At 71.7% G+C, this 20,084-nt stretch carries 21 protein-coding genes and 2 tRNA genes; 8 read left to right on the forward strand and 15 right to left on the reverse strand.

The features are described from left to right. Positions 1–24: 24 nt before the first annotated feature. The 12 genes from ACQKIP_RS08850 to ACQKIP_RS08905 all read right to left on the reverse strand — a co-directional run bounded on the left by ACQKIP_RS08850 (position 25) and on the right by ACQKIP_RS08905 (position 7,304). Positions 25–513 carry a single-stranded DNA-binding protein gene (locus ACQKIP_RS08850; RefSeq protein ID WP_365861373.1) on the reverse strand — a complete coding sequence of 163 codons (489 nt, stop codon included), beginning with the start codon at positions 511–513 and terminating at the stop codon, positions 25–27. Positions 514–515: 2 nt separating this feature from the next. Beyond that, entirely contained in the window at positions 516–1,031 is a 516-nt protein-coding gene (locus ACQKIP_RS08855) for an HNH endonuclease signature motif containing protein (RefSeq protein ID WP_365861375.1), read from the reverse strand. A gap of 115 nt (positions 1,032–1,146) precedes the next feature. Beyond that, positions 1,147–1,311, reverse strand: a complete 165-nt coding sequence (locus ACQKIP_RS08860) for a hypothetical protein (protein ID WP_365861377.1) — start codon at positions 1,309–1,311, stop codon at positions 1,147–1,149. Next, the gene (locus ACQKIP_RS08865) at positions 1,308–1,775 is read right to left on the reverse strand and encodes a hypothetical protein (protein ID WP_365861379.1); all 468 of its coding nucleotides are present in this window, start codon (positions 1,773–1,775) and stop codon (positions 1,308–1,310) included. Before ACQKIP_RS08865 ends, ACQKIP_RS08860 begins: the two co-directional genes overlap by 4 nt. Continuing rightward, entirely contained in the window at positions 1,772–2,479 is a 708-nt protein-coding gene (locus ACQKIP_RS08870) for a zinc finger domain-containing protein (protein ID WP_365861381.1), read from the reverse strand. The genes ACQKIP_RS08865 and ACQKIP_RS08870 overlap by 4 nt, the downstream gene beginning before the upstream one ends. Next, positions 2,476–3,465, reverse strand: coding sequence for a mucin-2 (locus ACQKIP_RS08875; RefSeq protein ID WP_365861383.1), 990 nt, complete (start codon positions 3,463–3,465; stop codon positions 2,476–2,478). The genes ACQKIP_RS08870 and ACQKIP_RS08875 overlap by 4 nt, the downstream gene beginning before the upstream one ends. 224 nt (positions 3,466–3,689) lie before the next feature. After that, the gene (locus ACQKIP_RS08880) at positions 3,690–4,466 is read right to left on the reverse strand and encodes an SAM-dependent methyltransferase (protein ID WP_365861385.1); all 777 of its coding nucleotides are present in this window, start codon (positions 4,464–4,466) and stop codon (positions 3,690–3,692) included. After that, entirely contained in the window at positions 4,463–5,152 is a 690-nt protein-coding gene (locus ACQKIP_RS08885) for a hypothetical protein (protein ID WP_365861387.1), read from the reverse strand. Before ACQKIP_RS08885 ends, ACQKIP_RS08880 begins: the two co-directional genes overlap by 4 nt. Beyond that, on the reverse strand, positions 5,149–6,285 hold the full coding sequence (locus ACQKIP_RS08890) for an ERF family protein (protein WP_365861389.1): 1,137 nt from the start codon (positions 6,283–6,285) through the stop codon (positions 5,149–5,151). The genes ACQKIP_RS08885 and ACQKIP_RS08890 overlap by 4 nt, the downstream gene beginning before the upstream one ends. Next, complete coding sequence (locus ACQKIP_RS08895; RefSeq protein WP_365861391.1) at positions 6,282–6,656, reverse strand: hypothetical protein; 375 nt, start codon at positions 6,654–6,656, stop codon at positions 6,282–6,284. The genes ACQKIP_RS08890 and ACQKIP_RS08895 overlap by 4 nt, the downstream gene beginning before the upstream one ends. Continuing rightward, positions 6,653–7,039 (reverse strand): hypothetical protein, encoded by a 387-nt coding sequence (locus ACQKIP_RS08900; protein ID WP_365861392.1) that lies wholly within the window; start codon positions 7,037–7,039, stop codon positions 6,653–6,655. The genes ACQKIP_RS08895 and ACQKIP_RS08900 overlap by 4 nt, the downstream gene beginning before the upstream one ends. A gap of 70 nt (positions 7,040–7,109) precedes the next feature. Next, on the reverse strand, positions 7,110–7,304 hold the full coding sequence (locus tag ACQKIP_RS08905) for a hypothetical protein (RefSeq protein WP_365861393.1): 195 nt from the start codon (positions 7,302–7,304) through the stop codon (positions 7,110–7,112). A 464-nt stretch (positions 7,305–7,768) separates the two neighbouring features. Here ACQKIP_RS08905 and ACQKIP_RS08910 point away from each other — a divergent pair, with 464 nt between their 5' ends. The 4 genes from ACQKIP_RS08910 (at position 7,769) to ACQKIP_RS08925 (ending at position 11,950) form a co-directional block, all read left to right on the forward strand. Then, positions 7,769–8,224, forward strand: a complete 456-nt coding sequence (locus ACQKIP_RS08910) for a helix-turn-helix domain-containing protein (protein ID WP_030579090.1) — start codon at positions 7,769–7,771, stop codon at positions 8,222–8,224. A 31-nt stretch (positions 8,225–8,255) separates the two neighbouring features. Next, the gene (locus ACQKIP_RS08915) at positions 8,256–8,606 is read left to right on the forward strand and encodes a hypothetical protein (RefSeq protein WP_030579087.1); all 351 of its coding nucleotides are present in this window, start codon (positions 8,256–8,258) and stop codon (positions 8,604–8,606) included. Positions 8,607–8,644: 38 nt separating this feature from the next. Then, positions 8,645–10,225, forward strand: coding sequence for a recombinase family protein (locus ACQKIP_RS08920; protein WP_365861395.1), 1,581 nt, complete (start codon positions 8,645–8,647; stop codon positions 10,223–10,225). Positions 10,226–10,300: 75 nt separating this feature from the next. Next, entirely contained in the window at positions 10,301–11,950 is a 1,650-nt protein-coding gene (locus tag ACQKIP_RS08925; RefSeq protein WP_365861397.1) for a long-chain fatty acid--CoA ligase, read from the forward strand. 102 nt (positions 11,951–12,052) lie between these two features. Here ACQKIP_RS08925 and ACQKIP_RS08930 read toward each other — a convergent pair whose 3' ends face one another. Both ACQKIP_RS08930 and ACQKIP_RS08935 read right to left on the reverse strand, forming a co-directional pair. Beyond that, a complete protein-coding gene (locus tag ACQKIP_RS08930) occupies positions 12,053–16,483 on the reverse strand; it encodes a PAS domain-containing protein (protein WP_365861399.1) in 4,431 nt (1,476 codons plus the stop codon). A 205-nt stretch (positions 16,484–16,688) separates the two neighbouring features. Further along, positions 16,689–17,165: an SSI family serine proteinase inhibitor gene (locus ACQKIP_RS08935; protein ID WP_365861400.1), complete on the reverse strand. Its 477-nt coding sequence runs from the start codon at positions 17,163–17,165 to the stop codon at positions 16,689–16,691. 212 nt (positions 17,166–17,377) lie between these two features. Here ACQKIP_RS08935 and ACQKIP_RS08940 point away from each other — a divergent pair. From ACQKIP_RS08940 to ACQKIP_RS08955, 4 genes are all read left to right on the forward strand, one after another. Then, a tRNA-Ser gene (locus ACQKIP_RS08940) sits at positions 17,378–17,468 on the forward strand. Positions 17,469–17,674: 206 nt separating this feature from the next. Next, a tRNA-Arg gene (locus ACQKIP_RS08945) sits at positions 17,675–17,747 on the forward strand. Between the two features lie 171 nt (positions 17,748–17,918). Next, on the forward strand, positions 17,919–18,590 hold the full coding sequence (locus tag ACQKIP_RS08950; RefSeq protein ID WP_365861401.1) for a GAF and ANTAR domain-containing protein: 672 nt from the start codon (positions 17,919–17,921) through the stop codon (positions 18,588–18,590). 55 nt (positions 18,591–18,645) lie between these two features. Then, positions 18,646–19,410, forward strand: a complete 765-nt coding sequence (locus ACQKIP_RS08955) for an ANTAR domain-containing protein (RefSeq protein ID WP_365861402.1) — start codon at positions 18,646–18,648, stop codon at positions 19,408–19,410. 39 nt (positions 19,411–19,449) lie between these two features. Here the strand turns inward: ACQKIP_RS08955 and ACQKIP_RS08960 are convergent, their stop codons facing one another. Further along, a complete protein-coding gene (locus tag ACQKIP_RS08960) occupies positions 19,450–20,067 on the reverse strand; it encodes a DUF6221 family protein (protein WP_365861404.1) in 618 nt (205 codons plus the stop codon). Positions 20,068–20,084 lie beyond the last annotated feature (17 nt).

Consider the following 20,084-nt stretch of genomic DNA (forward strand, 5'->3'; position numbering starts at 1 on the left):
GACGCGCGCCCGGTCGCGGAGCGGTCAGAACGGGGGCTCGTTGTGTCCCTGAGTCGCCCACGGGTCGCCCTGGGGCTGCTGGCCGTATCCCTGGCGCTGCTGCTGCCCGTACGCCTGCTGGGCGGGCTGCTGGCCCTGCTGGCCGTTGCCGGTCTGCTTGGTGACGGCGGCGGTTGCGCGGAGCAGCGACGGCGCGACCTCGTCGGCCTGTATCTCGTAGCTGCTGCGCTTGCTGCCGTCGGTGGCTTCGTACTGGCGCTGGGTGAGGCGGCCCACGACGATCACGCGGTCGCCGCGCTTGATGGACTCGGCGACGTGCTCGGCCTGCTGGCGCCACACGGCCACGCCGAGGAACAGGGGCTCGCCGTCTTCCCACTCGTTCGTCTGGCGGTTGAACTTCCGGGGAGTGTTGGCCATGCGGAAGTTGGCGACGGCGGCGCCGGACGGGGTGAACCTGAGTTCGGGGTCGGCAACGACGTTGCCAAGAAACGTGATGGTGGTCTCGCCACTCATGGCTAGGCGGCCCTTTCGAGGGTGGGGGCAGTGCGGGGGCGGATGGGCGCGACGGTGGCGAGGCGGTCCTCGCGGGCACGGGCTCGGGCGGCGCGGGCGGCGGCGTTCTTGCACGACCGGCATTTCCTCGTCCGGTTCTTCGCGCGGATGGTGTTCGCCTCGTCGTAGGCGTGGCCGGCCGGGCAGTGCGTGACGGCGGCGCGGGCGGCGACGTGGTTCGTCGAACGGAGGATGTTCACGCGGTGCGTGACGGCTTCGAGGTGGGCGGGCGCGACGCACGCGCGGCGGCGGCACCGGTGGTCGACCTCAAGGCCGGCGGGTATGGGCCCGTTGGCCTGCTCGTAGGCGTAGCGGTGGGCTTTGACGGTGCGGCCGGCTACGTAGAAGGTGCCGTAACCCTTCTCGTTCTCGGCGGCGTCCCACAGATGGCAGGGGCCGGGGCAATCCCGGCGGAGTGACCAGGGGCCCGCGGTGTTCACCTTGGCGGCGAACCGTGCGGCCGGGGTGGGCCGGTCCATGGACGTACCTCCGTCGGGATGTAGGTCGTTCCGTGGATGGTGTAATCCATCCACGGATGGAAGATAACGCATGTGGGGCGGCGCCGACCATTCGGATACCGCCCCACCGTGAGCGCTACGCCGCGGCGCCGTTCTCGGGCTCGTCGAGGGTGAGCGTCCAGCCCACGGCCGTGAGTTCGTCCGCGACGACCTCGGCCACATCGCCGGCGTCCTGCACGCCGTCGCCGTGGGCGACCTCGACCGCGGCCCGGATAGCGGCGAGGGCGGCGGCGCACATCATCGCTGCGCACCGGTCACGTGCCGAGCGTCGCGCCGACCGCACTGCTCGCGGGCGACCGGCGGGCGCACCATCATGCGGGCGAGGGCGTCGAGGTCGCGCTCGGACTGCTCGGCGGCCGTACGGCGCGCGGCGTCGGCCTGCTCGGCGGCGCGGCGCTGCGCCTCGACGTGGGCGCGCTGCTCGGCCTCGGCGGCGAGGCGGGCGGGCCCGTTCACCTCGAACCACGTCGCCCACTGGCCGTACCCGCGGTGAACCTCGACGACCACGTACGCGCCCTGGTCGGCCATGTCGCGCGCGATGCGGCGGGCGGCCTTGCGGTCGCTCGTCGGCTTCACCGCGGGCCGGTCGGGCCGGTCGTCCCACGATCCCGTGATCCGAAACCCGTTCGTGTTCTTCGTGCGGTCGGTCGCCTTGGCGCGGCGGCGGTGCGGTGCGCGGTCGGGGTTCTTCTTGTTCCGGTTCATGCGGCCGGCTCCTTGGGGGCGTAGTGCTGGGCGGTGGCGAGGTCGAGGCGGGACGGGTGCGGGATGGTGCGGTCGGTGCGCCGCTTCCCGCCCTGCTGGCACGGCTGACCAGGGCGGGCCCGGCACGTCACGTACGGGCACGTCACGTCGAGCGGGTCGGGGAGGTTGGCGGCGGCGCGGCGCTCACGCTCGGCGCGCGTCTTGCGGAAGTCGGCGAGGGCGTCAGCGACGGCACGCGGCATGTACTCAACGCCGAGGGCGGCGAGGCGGGCGGCGGCGAACTCGTCCCGTGCGTCACGGGTGCTTCCGCCGGTCAACTCGCGGTACACCGACGGGGCGGCCTGGCCGGTGGCTATGGCCTGCCTGGTGTCGGCGAGGACGGCGCGGTAGGCCCGGTGGTCGTCCGGGTCGACCGGCGGAACGGGGTCCGTGTGGCGGCCGAGTACGTCGGCCTTGAAGGCGTGCCACGGGCGCGATACGTCGCTCGGCTGGATGCGGTACGGGCTGGTCGCGATGTGGTGGCGGACGACGTGACCGGCGTGCCAGTCGCGGCCGTCGGGGTGCGGGGCGGTCGTCGGCACGTCGGCGAGCAGGTCGGCCCACTGGTCGAGGCGTTCGTCGGCCTCGGCCTGGTCGGTGGGGGCGAGGCGGGGGTCGAGGCGCACGGCGTAGGCGAGCAGGGCGGCCACTTCTTCGACCATCATCGGGCGTTCTCCTGGGGGTTGAGGGCGGCGGCGAACATGTCGGCGGCGCGGGCCACGCGGCCGGGGCGGGCGGCGTCGAGGGGGATCACGTCGGCGCCGGGCGAGGTCGGGGCGCCGTCGGGGACGGGCGGAAGCGCGGTCCAGCCGGGCAGGAAGTACCGGACGCTGCGGGGGCGGCTACGAGCGCGGCCGAACTGCCCGCGGGCGTGCTCGACCAGGGCGGCGACGGCGGTCCGCTTCACGATTGCCTCAAGGCGGAACCACTCGGCCGTTTCGAGGGACCACTCGACGACGATCCCGGCGGCGGTGAGCGCGTCACGCAACGGGACGACGTTCGCGGGCACGGCGGGGGTCGAGTCGTAGCTAGCTAGCTGTACCTCCGTAGGAGGTACAGCGGGACGGGCCGGGTCGGGACGGGGGGACCGTGACTGTTCTTCTCCGTCACGGTGTGACCCGTAGTCCTGACCTGCGATGTCTTCGGGAAACTCGATCTGATTCGCGGACGGTTCGCGATTTTCGGGTGTCGGATCGTCGTCGATTCGCGGACGATTCGCCGACGGATCGAGCGGATTACGCTCCTGGTTCCGCTGCTTTTCGTCCCACTCCTGGGAGTGCTTACGGTGCTCGGCGGCCTTGTCGCGGGCCCGCTTCTGGCGCTCGGCGGCGGCGGCGCGGTCGTCCTCGACGCGCGCACGGGTCGGGTTGTAGGTCAGGAAGTCGTGCATGTAGTAGTCGCCCGCGGGCGGCTGCTTGCACTTCGGGGCGGGGCACGTGTGGCCGTGGGCGTGCCACAGACCGGCGGCGACCAGCTTTCGGGCCTGGGGGGCCGTGCCGTACAGCTGGGCGACGACGCCCGGTATAACGCCCTCGGTGAGGTGCTGCGCGGCGTAGGCGCCCGCGCGCACCCACAGACCGACCGCGGCGTTACCGGCCTTGAGGGCCTTCGGGTGGCCATAGAACGTGTCGTCGACTTTGAACCACGTCACGGGGGTTGTGCTCCTGTCGGGGGGTGGGCGCCGGCGGCGAGGGGCTTCGGTGGCTCGTCCTCGCCGCCGGGCCGGTCACGGGGTGGGGCGGAAGAAAGGGCGGGTGCGCGCCGGCTGGTGCTCCTCGCACCGATGGCCGCACGGGTAGAACCGGACGGGAACGGCTCCGCACCGGGGGTTCCCGTGCCCGCACACCTTCGGCGGCCGGTCCTCGGCCGGGGCGCTCACGCGGCCACTTCCGCACGGTCGGCGAGGATGAGGGCGGCGGCCTGGTCGCCGAGGAACTTCGCGTACGCCGGCGGGATCGCCTCGCGCAGACCCTCACGGCTCGCCCACGGCATAGCCATGATTTCGCGGGCGAGGTCGGCGCCTGTGAAGTTGCCGACGATGTGCATGAACTCGCCCGCCCGGACGGGGCGGCCCATCTTCGCCACGGGGGCTAGGTGCCGCGGGTGCAGCCGGCTGCCAAGGGGTAGCGACGACTCGAACAGGCGGTGTCGGTACGTGCGTAGCCGGAACATGGCGCCGCACAACAGGACCGTGTCGAGCAGGGGCGCGCCCTCGACGTTCTCGATGATCCACGGGCGGCCGGTGGCGTCCATGGCGGCGCGGGTCGGGCCGACTAGGTCCGGGTGCGTGTTCCCGCGGATGCGCTGGGCGTTGGTGTACCGCTGGCACGGCGGCGATCCGGCTATGAGGTCGTACTCGTGGCCGTGGGCGAGGATGTACTCGATTGCGTCGCCCTGGATGAACGGGAACGGGTACCGGGGCTGGTCTTCCTTGTCGACGCCTACCACGTCGTATCCGGCGAGGTAGTACCCCATCGACGCCCCGCCCTGGCAACAGAACACGTCGAGGACGGTCAAGCCGTTCCACGGGCGGGCGGGGAGCGGGAAACCGGTCCGGCTCGACGCCTGGGAGTGGTCCAGCTGCCCGGGGACCTGCTCGGCGCCGGGGCGGCCGAGCAGGACGGCGGCGCGGTCGAGGGTGGCGGCGGTCATCCCTCGCCCCCCGCGGTGATGGCGGCGAGCTGCTGCGCGAGGGCGCCCGTACGCCACGCCTCGGCCGTCGTGTCCTTCCCGCCCTTGCGCCACGTGATCGCGTACGTCCTCGCGCGGGTCGGCTTGATGATGACGCCCGGCACGTCGAGGACTTCGCCCGTCACCTTGTCGACCAGCTTCGCGGCGCCGGCCGCGTCCATCTCGGCGAGCAGTTCCGCGAGTTTCCACGGCTTGACCTCGCGCACGATGCGGGTCGTGGTCCACTCCTCGGCCGGCCACTGCTGCCGGATGAACCGGGCGAGGGCTTCCTCGTCGGTGACAACGGGGCCGGTCTCGCCCTTGCGGAGTGAGATCGTCGCGACCTGCTCGCCGGTCGGGAGCGAGGCGGCGACGCGTTCGGTCCCGTCGCGCTTCTCGGCCTCGTCAAGGGCCCGTTGCGTGCGCGCCTTCACGTCCTTCTGTGCGGCGGCCACGCGCTCGGAAAGCAGCTTCAAGACGGCGGCCTCGGTGGCGAGGTCGCGCAGCGACTCGGCCGGCTCGGCGTCGAGGGCCTGGTCGTCGTCGAGCGGCGGCTCGTGTCCGGCGGCGGCCTCGGCCTCGGCCTTGAGGCGGTTCACGCCCATGCGCTCGGTGATCGTGTCGTAGTGGTGCTGTTCGATCGGGTCGGCGAACGTCTGCGTGGTCACGCGGTAGCTCCCTTCGCGGCGTCGAGCAGGTCGTCGCGCATGTCGCGCAGCTGGGCGGCGGTCGCCGCGGCGGGGGCGCCACCGTGGCGCGAGTTGAACAGCTGGTCAGCCTCGGCCTTGTCGGTGACGCCGGCGGAGCGGGCGGCGTCGTAGAACTCGCCGAGGGCGGCGGCCTGCTCCTGGTCGACCTGCTGCTCGGCAGCGGGCCGGGTGTTGCCGAGGGCGCCCTCGGCGCCAACGGCGTCCGATATCGAGTGCGGGGTCGGTCCGGCCGGGGCCTGCTGCTTCGGCTTCTGGGCGGCCTCGCGCTTCTTCGCGGCGACCTGGTCGAGGGTGGCGAGGTAGTCCGCGGGGGCGCCGGCCTTGGCGGCGGCGGCGCGCACCTTGGCGAACGCGTCCGGGTTCGGCGCGGCCTTGGCCTCGGCGAGGTAGTCACGGCGCTGCTGTTGCTGCTGCTGGGCGGGCGCCTGCTGCTCCCACGGTCCGGCCTCGGCGCGGTTGCTGCGGCGCGGCTGCTGCTGGCGCTGCTGGCCCTGCCCGCGCTGCTGGCGCCCCTGCCCGCGCTGCTGGCGCTGCTGCTGCTCGGCGCGGTGCTCGGCCGGCGGTTCCGGGGTGGTGCGGTCGCCGTCGTCGATGCTGCGGCCGTCCACAGGCAGCATGAACAGCGTGAACAACAGGTACTTGAGGGCGGCGGACTGGGCCTTGTTCGTGCTCTTGTCGGCGTAGTCGAACGCCTCGCCCGGCACGTCGGCGACCAGGCAGTCACCCGCGGGCCCGTAGACCCGATACCGCATGGTGATCATGGTCCGGGTCATCTTCCCGTCGCGCGTCTGGGAGTGCTCGGTGATCGTCGGCAGGATGAACACGCCGTGCGTGCGCATCGGGCCGGCCATGGCCGACATCACGTCGTCGATGCCGCGGAACTGGTAGTTCTGCTGTTCGTTGCGCTGGTCCTTCCCGACGGGCATCGCGTCGCGCATCACACCGTTGATGGCGGCGAACACACGCGGCGCGTCGGCCGGGACGCCCGCGGGGGCGGGCACGTACACCACATCGGGCGTACGGACAGGCGCCGGCTCCGGGGCGAGGGCGTGCGTGTGGGCGTGGGCGGTGGGCAGGGTGGTGACAGTCACGGGCGCGGGCTCCTGGTCTTGCTGTGCCGGATGCGGCCGGCGAGGCGGGTAATACGGCCGGCGAGGGTGATCGCCGAATCGGGGTCGAGTAGGTCGTCGAGGTCGTCGGCGATCGGGGCCTCGGCGGCCAGTGCCTCGCGGCTTCCGTCGGCGGCGGCGGCGCGCATCGCCCGTTCGTACTCGGGCACGCCGTGCCCGTAGATCGCTCGGTCGAGGGCGGCGACGTTCTCGCCGTGGACGGTGAGCAGGGCCGCGAGGTCGTCGGGCGCCTCGACGTACGCGAGGGCGAGGTCGTCGAGCAGCTGCTCGGCGCGGGCGGCGATCGGCAGGCGGACGGCAAGGCCGTCGGCCGTGAGCTGGGGGCGGATCACTGGTGCAGCTCCTCGGGCAGGGTCGGCACGTCGAGGGCGAGGCCGCCCGTCGCGGTGTCGTAGGCGCGCGGGCGGGTCCAGTCGGCGGCGGGGAACGCGCGCCGCAACAGGCCGAGGGCGGCGCGGCACGCGGGCCGGTCGACCTTGAGCGGCAGGCCGAGCGCGTCGTCGAGCGCGACCCACATCGCGACGCGCTGCTCGTCGTCGCGGTCGGTGCGCACGGGGACGATCCGCACGCGGGCGGTGCCAGGGGCGATGAGGTCGAGCTGTCGGGCGATCACGCCCGTGCGGGTGCGGTGGTTGGCGAGGTGTTCGCGTGCGGCGCGGGCGCCCTCGACGGCCTCGGCGGCGCGGGGGCGGGCGGTACGCTGAGCGGTGTTCACGATTGGGACCTCTCGGGGTTCGGTCGGGGCGAGGGCCGTCCGGGTCGCTTCCGGGCGGCCCTCGCGCGTTTCAGGCGGCGGCGCGGTGCTCGACGGCGGGCGCCTGGGCGCCCTTCTGCTCTCGTTCGAGGCGGCGCAAGATCAGTTCGATCTCGGGGGCGAGGCGGCCGGCGGCGCGGTCGCGGTCGCGGCGGGCGCGGGCGGCGTCGAGAACCCGGCGGGCGTCGGCGAACGCCTGCTCGCGGGTGACGGTGGGGGCGCTCATGCGGCAGCTCGCTTGACCAGCTGCCCGGTTGACACGCCGTAGTGATGCTCAACAGCGGCGGCGACGGCGGCACTTGGCGCGGTGCGTCCGTTCCACAGGCGCCATGCCGTATTACGTGCAACCTTCAACCGTCGTGCGGTGTCTGAGGGGGTACGGTCACCCGCCTTTCGGGCGGCAGTGACCAGGGCGGCGCGGTCGTACATACAGGCATCGTCCTTCCGTGGATGACTTGTTCCATCCATGGATGGAACGTTAGCACGACGGACGGGCGTTCGATCGGCATATGTATTTGGAATCGGAACTTCCAAAGTTCGTTGACAGCTGGCATATGCGCGGCAACAATCGGTCATCTGTTCGACTGCATCGGCGCAGCTCAGGGGGGTGAACCGTGTCATTCGTGTGCGTACCGGACGCGATCAAACGATCATGTGGTATCGACGGTCCACGCGCGGTAGGTTCCATCCATGGAACGAACGAACCCCCACAGGAACGACGGCGACCGGGCCACGCCCGAAGAATTCGCCGCATGGCTGAGAGATCAGCTCGAACGCCGCGGCTATGACCTACGACCTAGGGGCGGCGGGCAAACCCGCTTCGCCGCCGACTCAGGCATCGGGCAGGCATCCGTCAGTCGGATGCTGCGGGGTCAGGGAGCACCGGAGACGCGCGTACTCGAAACGCTTGCCGTCACCCTCGAACTCCCACTCGCCGAGGTACTGGTCGCCGCCGGCATCCTCACCCGCGACGTGTTGCAAGCCATCCGCCAACAGACCCCCCGCACAGACCCGTTGACCCCGGAGGCGGCAGCCGCAGAACTGGGCATCACAGACCCCCAGGGAATCGAGCTGTTCGTGTCCTTTACCGAGACCCTGCGAAAGCAGCGAGCCAAGAACGGCGAGGACCGTATCGCCGAGAACTAACCAGCACGGAGGCACAGTGACCCGCCGCTACATGCCCATCCTCGCTACCAGCCTCCTTCTGGTGGGACTGTCCTCGGGCGCCATGGGCCTACTGGGCACCAACGACCATCTGTGGCGGGTCGGACTCTTCTGTGTCCTCACAGCCGTGCCCCTGTTCATCATCCGAGCCGTACACGACTCCCACCAGGTCAGCGACGAACGCCTCGCAACCGCAGACCAGGCCGGATACATGCGCGCCCTTGATCACGTCGCGCGCGGCCTGCTCGACGTACCCCGGACGCCCCCCGGCGGCCAGCGCGACGACCGCGCCGAGCAGGTCGCGGGCAACGTGATCCCACTGCGCCCGCACCACCACAGCCAACCCGAACGGAAGGCACAGTGACTCAACTCGACCTCCCGGCAACCTTTCGAGGCTCGCCGATGGATGAGGACGGCGAGCCGTGGCTCGCGTACATCCGCGTATCTACGTGGAAAGAAGAGAAGATCAGCCCGGAGCTACAGCGGGACGCAATCGCCCAGTGGGCCCGCCGGACCGGGCGCCGAATCATCGGGTGGATTGAAGACCTCGACGTCTCGGGGCGCCACTTCAAACGCAAGATCATGACGTGCATTGAGCGCGTCGAAGCAGGTGAAGCGCGGGGCGTCGCCGTATGGCGGTACTCGCGATTCGGCCGCGACCGCACGGGCAACGCAATCAACCTTGCCCGGCTCCAACAGGCCGGGGGAGAGCTGGAGTCGGCGACCGAGCCGGTAGACGCCACAACGGCCATCGGTCGCTTTCAGCGGGGCATGATCCTTGAGTTCTCGGCGTTCGAGAGTGACCGCGCCGGCGAGCAGTGGCGAGAGACGCACGACCACCGAAAGTACAAGCTCAGGTTGCCCGCCCAGGGGCGCAAACGGTGGGGCTACGTCTGGCACCGCCGGTACGACGCCGGCACGGGCAAGCTCCAAGAGGAGAGGTACGAGCCGGACGAGAGCACCGGGCCCGTGTGCGCACAGCTGTACGTCGACTACGTCAACGGCACCGGATTCAGCGCCCTGTGCGGCAAGCTGAACCGCGCCGGCCACCGCACCACGCAAGGCACCATGTGGAGCACCGAAACCCTGTCGCGCTACATGGACAGTGGATTCCCCGCTGGCCTGCTCACCGTGCACGATCCCGAATGCCGGTGCCGCAAGACGAACGGCACTTGCAAGAAGCACGTGTTCATCCAGGGCGCCCAAGAGGAACTGATCGAGTTCGACCTCTGGGAAAGGTACCGGCAGCGGCGAAAGGAGGTCGCAGCAACCGCGCCACGCTCCCGCGTCGGAATGTACGAACTCACCAGCCTGGTGAAGTGCGCCGGATGCCGACAGGGAACCAGCCTGAACACCAGCAAGCGGGAGGGCCGCAACGTCACGGGATTTGCCTACCGGTGCAGCAAGCGAGCCAAGTCCGGCGGCACCGCGTGCGTGGGGATTCTCGTCGAGCGGGAACACGTCGAAAGGGAAGTGTTCAAGTGGCTGAAGAAGGAGGCCGCGGCGGGCATCGACAAGGCACCCGCGACCAAGGCCACGCCCGAAAGGGACCGCGCCGAAGCACAGGCCGCCAACATGACGGCCCGCGCCCGCGCACAGGCAGAGGTCGACAAGCAGCGCCAGGCACTCGCGAGGCTCCGCGCCGAGCACGCGGCGAACCCGGACGACTTCGGAGAAGGGGAGTACGAAGAGGCCGCCGACCTCATTCGGAAGAAGCGGGCCGAGGCACAGAAGCTACTCGACAGCATCCCGGATGTTGTGCCGCTTCCCCATCGGTCGGAGTTCGTTCCGCTGGTCGTTGGCATCGTCAAGGAGTGGGAGACGTTCAACGTCGCCGAGCGCAACATGACGTTGCGCAAGATCATTCGGCGGGTGGCGGTGACCCGGAGCGGGCCGGGCGTCGAGAACCACGACGTGACGGTTCACCCCTTGTGGGAGCCGGACCCGTGGCCGGACCCGAAGAAGAAAGCTACCGAAAGGTAGTGACATACCAAGTGGTATGTGCGCAGAATCTTCCCACTTGTCGCGACGTGGCGACGGCACCCTCGGGAGGATGCTGTGTACGGCACCATGCAGGATGTACCGCTTCTGATCAGCCGGATTCTGGAGCACGGACGAACCATCCACGGACGGTCGACCGTAACCACGTGGACCGGCGAGGAAGAACCGCACCGCCGTACGTTCGCTGAGATCGGCAACCGCGCCGCACAGCTTGCCAACGCCCTGCGCGATGAACTCGGAATGACCGAGGGAAGTGTTTTGGGGACGTTGATGTGGAACAACGCCGAACACGTCGAGGCCTACTTCGCGGTCCCCTGCATGGGCGCCGTACTGCACACCCTCAACCTCCGGCTGCCCGCCGACCAGCTTGCCTGGATCGTGAACCACGCGGCCGACCGCGTCATCATCGTCAACGGCTCCCTCATCCCCCTGCTCGCGCCCCTCCTCCCGCAGCTGCCGACCGTCGAGCACCTGGTGGTCTCGGGCCCCGGCGACCGCTCGCCGCTGGCCGGGATCCAGGCGCAGGTGCACGAGTACGAGGACCTGATCGCCGCCAAGCCCACGGCCTACGACTGGCCCGAGCTCGACGAGCGCACGGCCGCCGCCATGTGCTACACCTCCGGCACCACCGGCGACCCCAAGGGCGTCGTCTACTCCCACCGCTCCATCTACCTGCACTCCATGCAGGTCAACATGAGCGAGTCCATGGGCCTGACGGACGCGGACACCACGCTCGTCGTCGTCCCGCAGTTCCACGTCAACGCCTGGGGCCTGCCGCACGCGACCTTCATGGCCGGCGTGAACATGCTGATGCCGGACCGTTTCCTCCAGCCCGCCCCGCTCGCCGAGATGATCGAGACGGAGCGGCCCACGCACGCCGCCGCGGTCCCCACCATCTGGCAGGGCCTGCTCGCCGAACTCTCCGCGAAGCCGCGTGACGTCAGCTCGCTCGGCCAGGTCACCATCGGCGGCTCGGCCTGCCCGCCCTCGCTGATGGAGGCGTTCGACAAGCTGGGCATGCGGGTCTGCCACGCCTGGGGCATGACGGAGACCTCCCCGCTGGGCACGGTCGCCCGCCCGCCGGCCAAGGCGCTGGGCACCGACGAGGAGTTCGCCTACCGCCTCACGCAGGGCCGCTTCCCGACCGGCGTCGAGGCGCGCCTGGTGGGACCCGGCGGCGAACACCTGCCGTGGGACGGCGAGTCGGCGGGCGAGCTTGAGGTGCGCGGGCCGTGGATCGCGGGCGCCTATTACGGCGGCGCGGCGGGCGAGGCACTCAAGCCCGAGGACAAGTTCAGCGCGGACGGCTGGCTGAAGACCGGTGACGTCGGGGTGATCTCCTCCGACGGATTCCTGACGCTCACCGACCGGGCGAAGGACGTCATCAAGTCGGGCGGCGAGTGGATCTCCAGCGTCGAGCTGGAGAACGCGATCATGTCGCACCCGGAGGTCGCGGAGGCGGCGGTCGTCGCCGTCCCCGACGACAAGTGGGGCGAACGCCCGCTCGCGACGGTCGTCCTGAAGGAGGACTCGACCCTCGACTACGCCACTCTGCGCGACTTCCTCGCGGGCACGATCGCCAAGTGGCAGCTGCCCGAGCGCTGGGCGATCGTCCCGGCCGTGCCGAAGACGAGCGTCGGCAAGTTCGACAAGAAGGTGCTGCGCAAGCAGTACGCGGACGGCGAACTGGACGTCACGAAGCTCTGACGGGAATCCTGCGACGCCCGGGCCTTTCGCGAGGCCCGGGCGTTTCTTCATACTGCGGGTCCGCCCCGCGCAGGTCAGTCCGCGCAGGTCAGTCCGCGCCGGTCAGTTCGTGCCGATCTTCGCGAGCAGGTCCACGATCCGGTCCTGCACCTCACCGCTCGTCGAGCGCTCCGCGAGGAAAAGCACCGTCTCCCCCGCCGCGAGCCCCGGCAGCTCCGCCTGGTCGACGGCGGCGGTGTAGACGACGAGCGGCGTGCGGTTCAACCGGCCGTTCGCGCGCAGCCAGTCGATGATTCCGGCCCTGCGGCGCCGTACCTGCATCAGGTCCATCACCACCAGGTTCGGCCGCATCTGCGCCGCGAGCGTCACCGCGTCCGCGTCGCTCTCGGCCCGCGCGACCTGCATGCCGCGCCGTTCCAGCGTCGCGGTCAGGGCCAGCGCGATCTCCTCGTGCTCCTCGATGAGCAGGACCCGCGGCGGGTGCTGCTCGCTGTCGCGGGGCGCGAGGGCCTTCAGGAGTACGGCGGGGTCGGCGCCGTACGCGGCCTCGCGCGTCGCCTGGCCGAGTCCCGCCGTGACGAGCACGGGGACCTCGGCGGCGACGGCGGCCGTGCGCAGCGACTGCAACGCCGTACGCGTGATCGGTCCGGTCAGCGGGTCCACGAACAGCGCCGCGGGGAAGGCGGCGATCTGGGCGTCGACCTCCTCGCGGGAGTTCACGATCACGGGACGGTAGCCGCGGTCGCTCAGCGCCTGCTGCGTGGTGACGTCGGGCGCGGGCCAGACCAGGAGACGGCGCGGGTTGTCCAGCGGCTCCGGCGGCAACTCGTCGTCCATGGGCTGCGGCTGGGGCCGGTTGGCGACCTCGACGGCACCGCCGGGGCCGTCCAGCGGTTCCGGGCCCTCGTCGGCGTCCTCGTCCGGCGCACCGATCGCGTACGAGCGTCCCGCGCCCTGTGACGAGGACGCGATACGGGACTGCGGCTGACCCGGCGTCTGGGCCTGCGCCGCGGGGTGCGGGCGGGCGGCGGTCTCGGGGCGGTCGTTGCCTGCGGAGTCAGCGGAGCCTGCGGGGCCCGCGGCCCCTGCGGACCCCGCTGAGCCAGGGGGAGTGGAGAGCCTGCGGCGGCGCCCGGAGCCGCTGACGGAGCCGCCGAGGCTGTGGGACTGCGACGGGGCCGCGGGCTGCGCCGGTGCCTGCTCCGGCAACGGGGCCGCCGTGGACTGCGGGGCGTCCGTCCCGGGCGCGGAAGGCGGTGCCTGCTGCGGCTGCTGGGCCGGAGGCGTCTGGGGGGCCTGCTGGGCTTCCGGAGGCGTCTGGGGCGCCTGAGGTGCCTGGGGTGTCTGTGGTGTCTGGGGCGGAAGCGGAGGCTGTGGTGCCTCCGGGATCTGCGGACTCTGCGGGCCCGGGGCGGCGGGAGCCTGACCCTGGCCCTGGCTTTGACCCTGGCCCTGGCCCTGCTGGAGCCCCCGCCGACGCTGCTGCTGCTCGGCGATCTGCTGCCCGAACGGCACGCCCTGCCCGAGCGTGCGCACGCTGATCGCGCGCCCCTGCGTCGAGTTGGGGTCACCGGGCGCGGCCTCGGCGGGCAGCGGCTGCGCGGCCCTGGCGGCCTGGGCCCCTGCCTGGGCCCCTGCCTGGGTCCCGCGCTCGGGCGGCAGCGCGACGCCCCGTCCTGGCGTGTGGACGCCGCGCGCGGGAGTGCCTTCGGCGTACGTGGTGGCCTGCGAGGGAACACCGGCGGCCGGGGTCTCCTGAGCCTCCGCGGGAGCGGCAGCCCCGGGAGCAGCCTCGGGAGCGGGAGCCTGACCGGCGGCGGCAGCAGCCGCAGCCGCAGGAGCCTCCGCGGCGGTTTCCGGCGCCGGACGCGACCGGCGGCGACCCGTGGGTGCCTGAGTCGGGTGCGGCTGCGGCGGGGTGTGATCGTCGGCGGGGTGGTGCAGGGCGGCTTCGTGCTGACCCGTGTCGTCCTGGTCGGCGGAGGCCGGCGGCAGGGCGAACACGCGCCCGCTGGGAGCCTCCTCGGCAGCGGCCCGCTCCTTGGCGGCGGCCAGCGCACGCCGGCGCCGCCCGGTCGGCCTCGGCGAGCCCTCCCCCGCGTCACCGGAAGCCCCGGCAGTGGCACCGGGCCCGGCGACAGCCACGGCAGAGCCGACCCCGGAAGCCCCGCCGCCACCCGAAGGCAGCGCGGGCGGCAACGCCAACTGGTCGTCGCCACGCCGTGCCCGCTGCCCGGAAGCGGGAGCGACCCCGCCCGCCGGAACCGGCACACCCTGCGGCGGCACGGTGGCCCCCAGCGCGGCGGACCCCGCCGCATGCTCGGCCGCGGTCACCACGGAGCCGACAGCCCCCGCGGCCTCAGCGGCGCTGGGCCGCCCGCGCCGCCGCCCCGTACCCCCGGAAACCTGTGCGCCCCCGGCCGGTACGGACGCCTCCGAAGCAGCAGGCACCCCGCCCGGAGCCGCCTCCGCGCCCGGAGCCGGAGCGGAAGCCACATCAGCAGCCGAAGCCTGCGCCGCGTCAGCCTCCGCCGCACGCCGACCGCGCCTCCGCCCGGTCCCGCCGGTCGCGACCCCGCCGGGAGTGCCGTCCCCGGAACCCTCCGGAGCGGCGTCCCCGGGAACCGGGCTCTCCAGGAACGAATCCACCGAGGGCCCCGCGGCCCGCCGGGCCCGGCGCCGACCGCCGCCCGTGGCGGGCGAAGCCTGCGCAGGCACCACTACGGAGGAGCCGACAGAGCCGCCGGAATCAGCCCCGGCGGAACCGGCGGAACCGACGGAGCCGCCCGTGGCCTCGGGCACGGCAGCGACCGTCCCGCTCCCCGCGCCGATCGGCACTTCGAGGACGTACGCGGTGCCGCTCATCCCCGGCACCTCGTGGGTCTGGAGCACGCCGCCGTGCGCCCGCACGATGCCGCGGACGATCGGCTCGTGCACCGGGTCTCCCCCGGAGTACGGCCCCCGCACCTCGATGCGGACGACCTCGCCGCGCTGGGCGGCGGCCACCACGACGGTCGAGTCCACGTACCCGCCCGCGGCGACGGCCGCGGGAGCCACACCGGCGCGCGCGTTGCCCGTCGCGTCGATGCCCGCCACGTCGGCGACCAGATGGGCCAGAGCCGTGGCGAGCCGCCCCGGATCGACCTCTATCTCGATCGGCGGCGCGTGCACCGCGAACTGCGCGCGGCCGGGCCCGATCAGCTCGATCGCGCCCTCCACGCCGCTCGCGACGACGGCGTCGAGCATGACCTTCACGCGCGAGAGCTGATCCGCACCAGAGTCGAGCAGTTGGAAGCCCAGGACGTTGTCGACGAGGGTGGTGATACGGGCGTATCCGGCCGAAAGGTGATGAAGGACCTGATTCGCCTCGGGCCACAACTGCCCGGCGTCATCGGCGGCGAGAGCCGAGAGCTCGCGCCGCAGCTCGTCGAGCGGGCCCCGCAGGGACGAGCCGAGGACGGCGAGCAGCTGCTCGTGTCGCGCGGCCAGCGCGTCGTACCGCGCCTTCTCGCTCTCGACGAGTTCCTCGAACCGGTCCTTCTCGCGCTCGGCGAGCGCCGCGTACCGCTCCTGTTCGGCGGCGATCTCCTCGGCGCGCTGCTCGGCGGCGGCGGCGAGTTCCGCCGCGTGCTTCTCCGTCGCGACCCGCAGCTCTTCCGTACGGCGCTCCGTCGCGGCCTGCATCTCCTGCGCGTGCTGCTCGATCGCGGCCTGGTGCTCCTCGGCCAGCGCGTCGTAGGGCCGCCGGTCGGTGAAGGTCATGACCGCGCCGACGAGCTGGTCCCCGTCGCGGACCGGCGCCGTCGTCAGGTCGACCGCGACCCGTTCGCCGCTCTTGGACCACAGGACCTGCCCGCGCACCCGGTGCTTGCGACCGGAGCGGAGCGTGTCCGCGAGCGGGGACTCCTCGTACGGGAAGGGCTCGCCGTCGGCGCGGGAGTGGAGCACCAGGTGGTGCAGTTCCTGCCCGCCGAGATCGCTGGCCCTGAAGCCCAGTATCTGCGCGGCGGCCGGGTTGACGAGGACGACCCGGCCCTCGGTGTCCGTTCCGACGACGCCTTCGGCGGCGGCGCGCAGGATCATCTCGGTCTGCCGCTGGGAGCGCGCGAGTTCGGCCTCGGTGTCCACCGCGCCCGAAAGGTCGCGTACGACGAGCATGAGCAACTCGTCACCGGTATAGCCGTAATTGTCGTAGGCGTCCCGGGTGTCCTCAAGGGGCGAGCTGGTGACCTCGACGGGGAACTCGCTGCCGTCCGTGCGGCGCGCGACCATCCGCTTCGGCTTCGTGCGCCCGCGCTCGTCGATGGAATCGGGCCTGCGCATCGATCCGGGAATGAGCCGGGAGTCGAACTCCGGCAACAGATCGAGGAGCCCGCGCCCCACGAGGGCGGTGCCCGGCGTCTCGAACGCCTCGAGCGCGATCGCGTTCGCGTTCACGACGGTCCCGTTGGCATTCACGAGGACCAGCGCGTCCGGGAGCGCGTCGAGTATGGCTGCGAGGCGAGCAGCGCCTCGGGATGGCCTGCTGCTCACGACGACGCTTCCTCCCTGGTTACTGCTGCTTGCCGACTCGCCCGGGCCATTTTGCCGCGTGGCCCGTGGCGTGTCACGGAAGGGAGTCTACGGGGAGAGGTTGCGAGCGCGACGCCGGATGAGAGGGAGGTCGCACGCAGAAGATGTGAGGCTTCCGTACCCCCTGGTCACGACGGGTCTATGCCACCGGCCTCATGCACCCGCTCTACGCACCGGCTTCCGGAAGTACGGGGACCATGTTGTTCCAGCGGGAGATCTCGCAGCCGTTGCTGCGGTCGTACGTCGCGTCCACGGGCCTGCCGTGCCACGTACCGGTGATGCGCGCGGTGGCCGGGCCGCCGTACTGCATGGTGCAGTTCGCGTCGGCCGGCGTGGGCGCGAAGAGGTCGCGGCCCCACCGCTCCTGGTCGAGCTTCTCGCACGCCTCCTGCGCGCTCGGGTGCGTGCCGCCCGTCGGGTGGCATTCCAGCTTGTACGTCCCGTTGTTTCCTTCCCCGGCGTCCGTGACCTTCACCGTGAGCCGGTCGGGGCTCGCCCCGGTCAGCTGCGACGGCAGAGGGATGGGACCGAGGTCGGCGGGCACGGCGGGCACGGGGGACAGGGCCACGGCGGGCGCGGCGGACAGGGCGGCGACGGACGCGGCGGCGGACGCGACGGCGGTGAGGACGAGACGGCGCAGCATGGCGGGCTCCACTGGGTGCGGGATGCCGGGTACGCGAACACGTACGGGCTCTGCCGCGTCTAACGGCGTTGACGCCGTGACGTTGCGGGCGCGCGAGACGCTTTGCTCTGCGGGCCGCCCGACTAGTACCGTAAGAGCCGCGATTGGTGACACGCCGCTCGACTGTGTCATCATCTGCACGCACCCCCCGCGCTCGCGCAGGAGTGCAAGCTGGAGGCGTCGCCTAGTCCGGTCTATGGCGCCGCACTGCTAATGCGGTTTGGGACTTAAATCCCATCGAGGGTTCAAATCCCTCCGCCTCCGCTGCAAGATCCCGAAGCCCCGGTCCACTGGACCGGGGCTTCGGACGTTCCGGCAGCGCGTCCCCTGCCTCCGGAGGCGTGTTTTCGCAGGTCGCAAGCGGTGCGGCTAACGGATTTCACATGGCGGCGGCGGTCATGTAATGTTCTTCCTGTCGCCGCGAGCGGGCCGAAAGGCCGGGGAGCGAAGGCAAACAAAAGAAAAATCAAGCACTCGTAGCTTAACGGATAGAGCATCTGACTACGGATCAGAAGGTTGCAGGTTCGAATCCTGCCGAGTGCACAGTGAGTCGAAGGCCCCGCAGAGTGATCTGCGGGGCCTTCGGTGTTTGTGCCTTGTGGAGAAGCGTGGTCGCGCGGCATGCGTGGCGAGTAGCCTTGCGGACACGGAACGTGGCCGCCTCTCCCGGAGTCGTTACGCCCGCCGGGGTGAGCTCAGCGATGGAGTGCCGGGGTGTCTGTGAGGGAACTGCTCGTCGGCCTGGAGCGGGCCGTCGAGGCGGGTGAGCACCGCGTGTGGGCGGTGCGGTGTGCGCATGCGCTGGGGCTTGAGGGCATCGCCGTGTCCCTGCGGTGGGGGTCGGAGCTGGTGTGGTTCAGCGATGACGTCAGCGCGCGGCTCGAAGACGCACAGTTCACGCTGGGGGAGGGCCCCGGGATGGCCAGGGAGTTCGACCAGGAGCCGTGTCACCTGCCGGATCTCGGCGCGTACGCGGGCGAACGCTGGCCGCAGTTCGTGGCCGCCGCCCGGGTTCTGGGCGTGGAGGCGGTCTTCGTCTGGCCCGTCCGGTCGGGAGCGGTGCGGTGCGGGTCGTTGACCGGCTACCGCAAGGTTCCGGGGCCGTTGACCGCAGGGCAGGCGGCGGACGGGCTGCGGGTGGCCGACGCGCTCACCGACCGGCTCCTGGCCTGGCGACCGGGCGAGGAGGCCTCCGTCGACGGGGCAGGGGAAGCCGGTGTCGTCGAGCTGCACCGGGCCGACGTGCACCAGGCCACCGGTGCGCTCAGCTACCGGCTCGGGGTGCCGATGGAGGAGGCGTTGGTCCGATTGCGGGCCCGGGCCTTCGCGTCGGGCCGCCCGCTGACCGAAGTCGCCCGCGAGATCCTCCGGGAACTGCCGTTGTGAAACCGCCGTCAGGCGCGTGCCTCCGCAGGGTGATCGCGCGCCGAGGAGTCAAGGCATGAGCCGAGAACGAAAGATCGCCGAAACCTTCGTCGAACTCGCCGACACGCTCGTCGCCGAGTTCGACGTCATCGACTTCCTGCACCAGTTGACCGTCCGGTGCCGCGACATCTTCGCCGTCGCCGACGTGGCGGTCCTGCTGGCGTACCCCGGCCCGCAGTTGTACAGCCCCGCCCCGTGCGACCCGAGCCCCGCGCTGAGCAAGGTGCTTGAGCTCGCGCTGACCGGAGGCCCGGGCCTGGACGCCTACCGGACCTCCGCCGCCGTCAGCCCGGGTAATCTCGCCCACGCCCACGAGCACGTCGGCTGGCAGGACTTCACCCCGCTGGCCCGCGAAGCCGGTTACACGTACGCCAGTGCCGTCCCCCTGCGGCTGCGCGAGGAGACGATCGGCAGTCTGCTGCTTCTGCGGGCCACCGACAGCCCGTTGCCGGCCGACGACTTCGCCCTGGCACAGGCGTTCGCCGACGCGGCCACCATCGGCCTGCTGCACGCCCGCTCCGTACGGCACAGCGAAACCCTCAACGAACAGCTCAGCACCGCCCTGCACAGCCGCGTCACCATCGAGCAGGCCAAAGGCTTCTTCGCCGCGCAGCGCAACGTTTCCCTGGACGACGCCTTCACCACCATGCGCCGCCACGCCCGCCACCACCGCCTCCTGCTCACCGACGTCGCCCGGCACGTCGTAGGGACCGGCGGCCTCCCGGAGCCGCCGTCCGCTTCGTCTCCCCGTTGCCCCGCCGAGGACGCGTCGAACGAGTGAGCGTGGCCCGTGCACCCTGCCGGACACCTGCCCGGAGGGTCAGGGGCGCCATTCCTCCCGCCACATCCCGTGCAGTTCGTAGGCCGCGGCGAGGGCCTGGAGGTCCTGCAAGGCGTTGATCTCGTTCCGCGGCCACTCGGGGGCGGCGTGGTCGGCCCTGCGGATGGTGGCCTCGCTGATGCGGGCGATGCTCCTGCGGATGGCGATATCCCGGAGCAAGCGGTTCGCTATGGGGCAGGCGCAGTGGGCCGCGCCGGGCAGGCCGGGCGCTCTTGCCGACCGGCAGCCGGTCTCGTGGAACAGGTCCGCCGAGGCCGCTTCCTCGTCCAGGCGGGAGTGCACGAAGGCGGCCAGAGCGGTGAGATGTACGGCAGCCGCCGGGTCGTCCGGTGGGGCGGGCAGCCGGGTGGAGGGCGGTGGCGCGGGTGGTCCGTAGAGGAGGGCGCCGGGCGGAGTGGACAGACTCGCGATGAGTTCGAGCCGGAGCGAGGAGGACCTCGCCCGGAGGGCGCGGGCGTGCGCCGCCTGAAGTCGTGTCTCGATGGCCTCGGACCGAGCCCTGATCGCCCGGGCAACCGCCTCCGCAGCGGTGCGGCGCGCCCGCTCGCAACGCTCCCTGGAGGCGGCGAGTCTCGCGGCGTCGGCCGTGCTGTGCATCTTGCCTCCCCTGCGCG

The sequence above is a fragment of the Streptomyces sp. NPDC059900 genome (genome assembly GCF_050270335.1).
Lineage (GTDB): Bacteria > Actinomycetota > Actinomycetes > Streptomycetales > Streptomycetaceae > Streptomyces.

Bases quoted from the DNA above. Each gene is read 5' to 3' on its own strand.
- ACQKIP_RS08955 (WP_365861402.1), top strand. From the start codon at position 18,646: ATGAGCCGAGAACGAAAGATCGCCGAAACCTTCGTCGAACTCGCCGAC.
- ACQKIP_RS08870 (WP_365861381.1), bottom strand. From the start codon at position 2,479: ATGATGGTCGAAGAAGTGGCCGCCCTGCTCGCCTACGCCGTGCGCCTC.
- ACQKIP_RS08850 (WP_365861373.1), bottom strand. From the start codon at position 513: ATGAGTGGCGAGACCACCATCACGTTTCTTGGCAACGTCGTTGCCGAC.
- ACQKIP_RS08865 (WP_365861379.1), bottom strand. From the start codon at position 1,775: ATGAACCGGAACAAGAAGAACCCCGACCGCGCACCGCACCGCCGCCGC.
- ACQKIP_RS08935 (WP_365861400.1), bottom strand. From the start codon at position 17,165: ATGCTGCGCCGTCTCGTCCTCACCGCCGTCGCGTCCGCCGCCGCGTCC.
- ACQKIP_RS08960 (WP_365861404.1), bottom strand. From the start codon at position 20,067: ATGCACAGCACGGCCGACGCCGCGAGACTCGCCGCCTCCAGGGAGCGT.
- ACQKIP_RS08915 (WP_030579087.1), top strand. From the start codon at position 8,256: ATGCCCATCCTCGCTACCAGCCTCCTTCTGGTGGGACTGTCCTCGGGC.
- ACQKIP_RS08905 (WP_365861393.1), bottom strand. From the start codon at position 7,304: ATGAGCGCCCCCACCGTCACCCGCGAGCAGGCGTTCGCCGACGCCCGC.
- ACQKIP_RS08920 (WP_365861395.1), top strand. From the start codon at position 8,645: ATGGATGAGGACGGCGAGCCGTGGCTCGCGTACATCCGCGTATCTACG.
- ACQKIP_RS08880 (WP_365861385.1), bottom strand. From the start codon at position 4,466: ATGACCGCCGCCACCCTCGACCGCGCCGCCGTCCTGCTCGGCCGCCCC.
- ACQKIP_RS08860 (WP_365861377.1), bottom strand. From the start codon at position 1,311: ATGATGTGCGCCGCCGCCCTCGCCGCTATCCGGGCCGCGGTCGAGGTC.
- ACQKIP_RS08910 (WP_030579090.1), top strand. From the start codon at position 7,769: ATGGAACGAACGAACCCCCACAGGAACGACGGCGACCGGGCCACGCCC.
- ACQKIP_RS08855 (WP_365861375.1), bottom strand. From the start codon at position 1,031: ATGGACCGGCCCACCCCGGCCGCACGGTTCGCCGCCAAGGTGAACACC.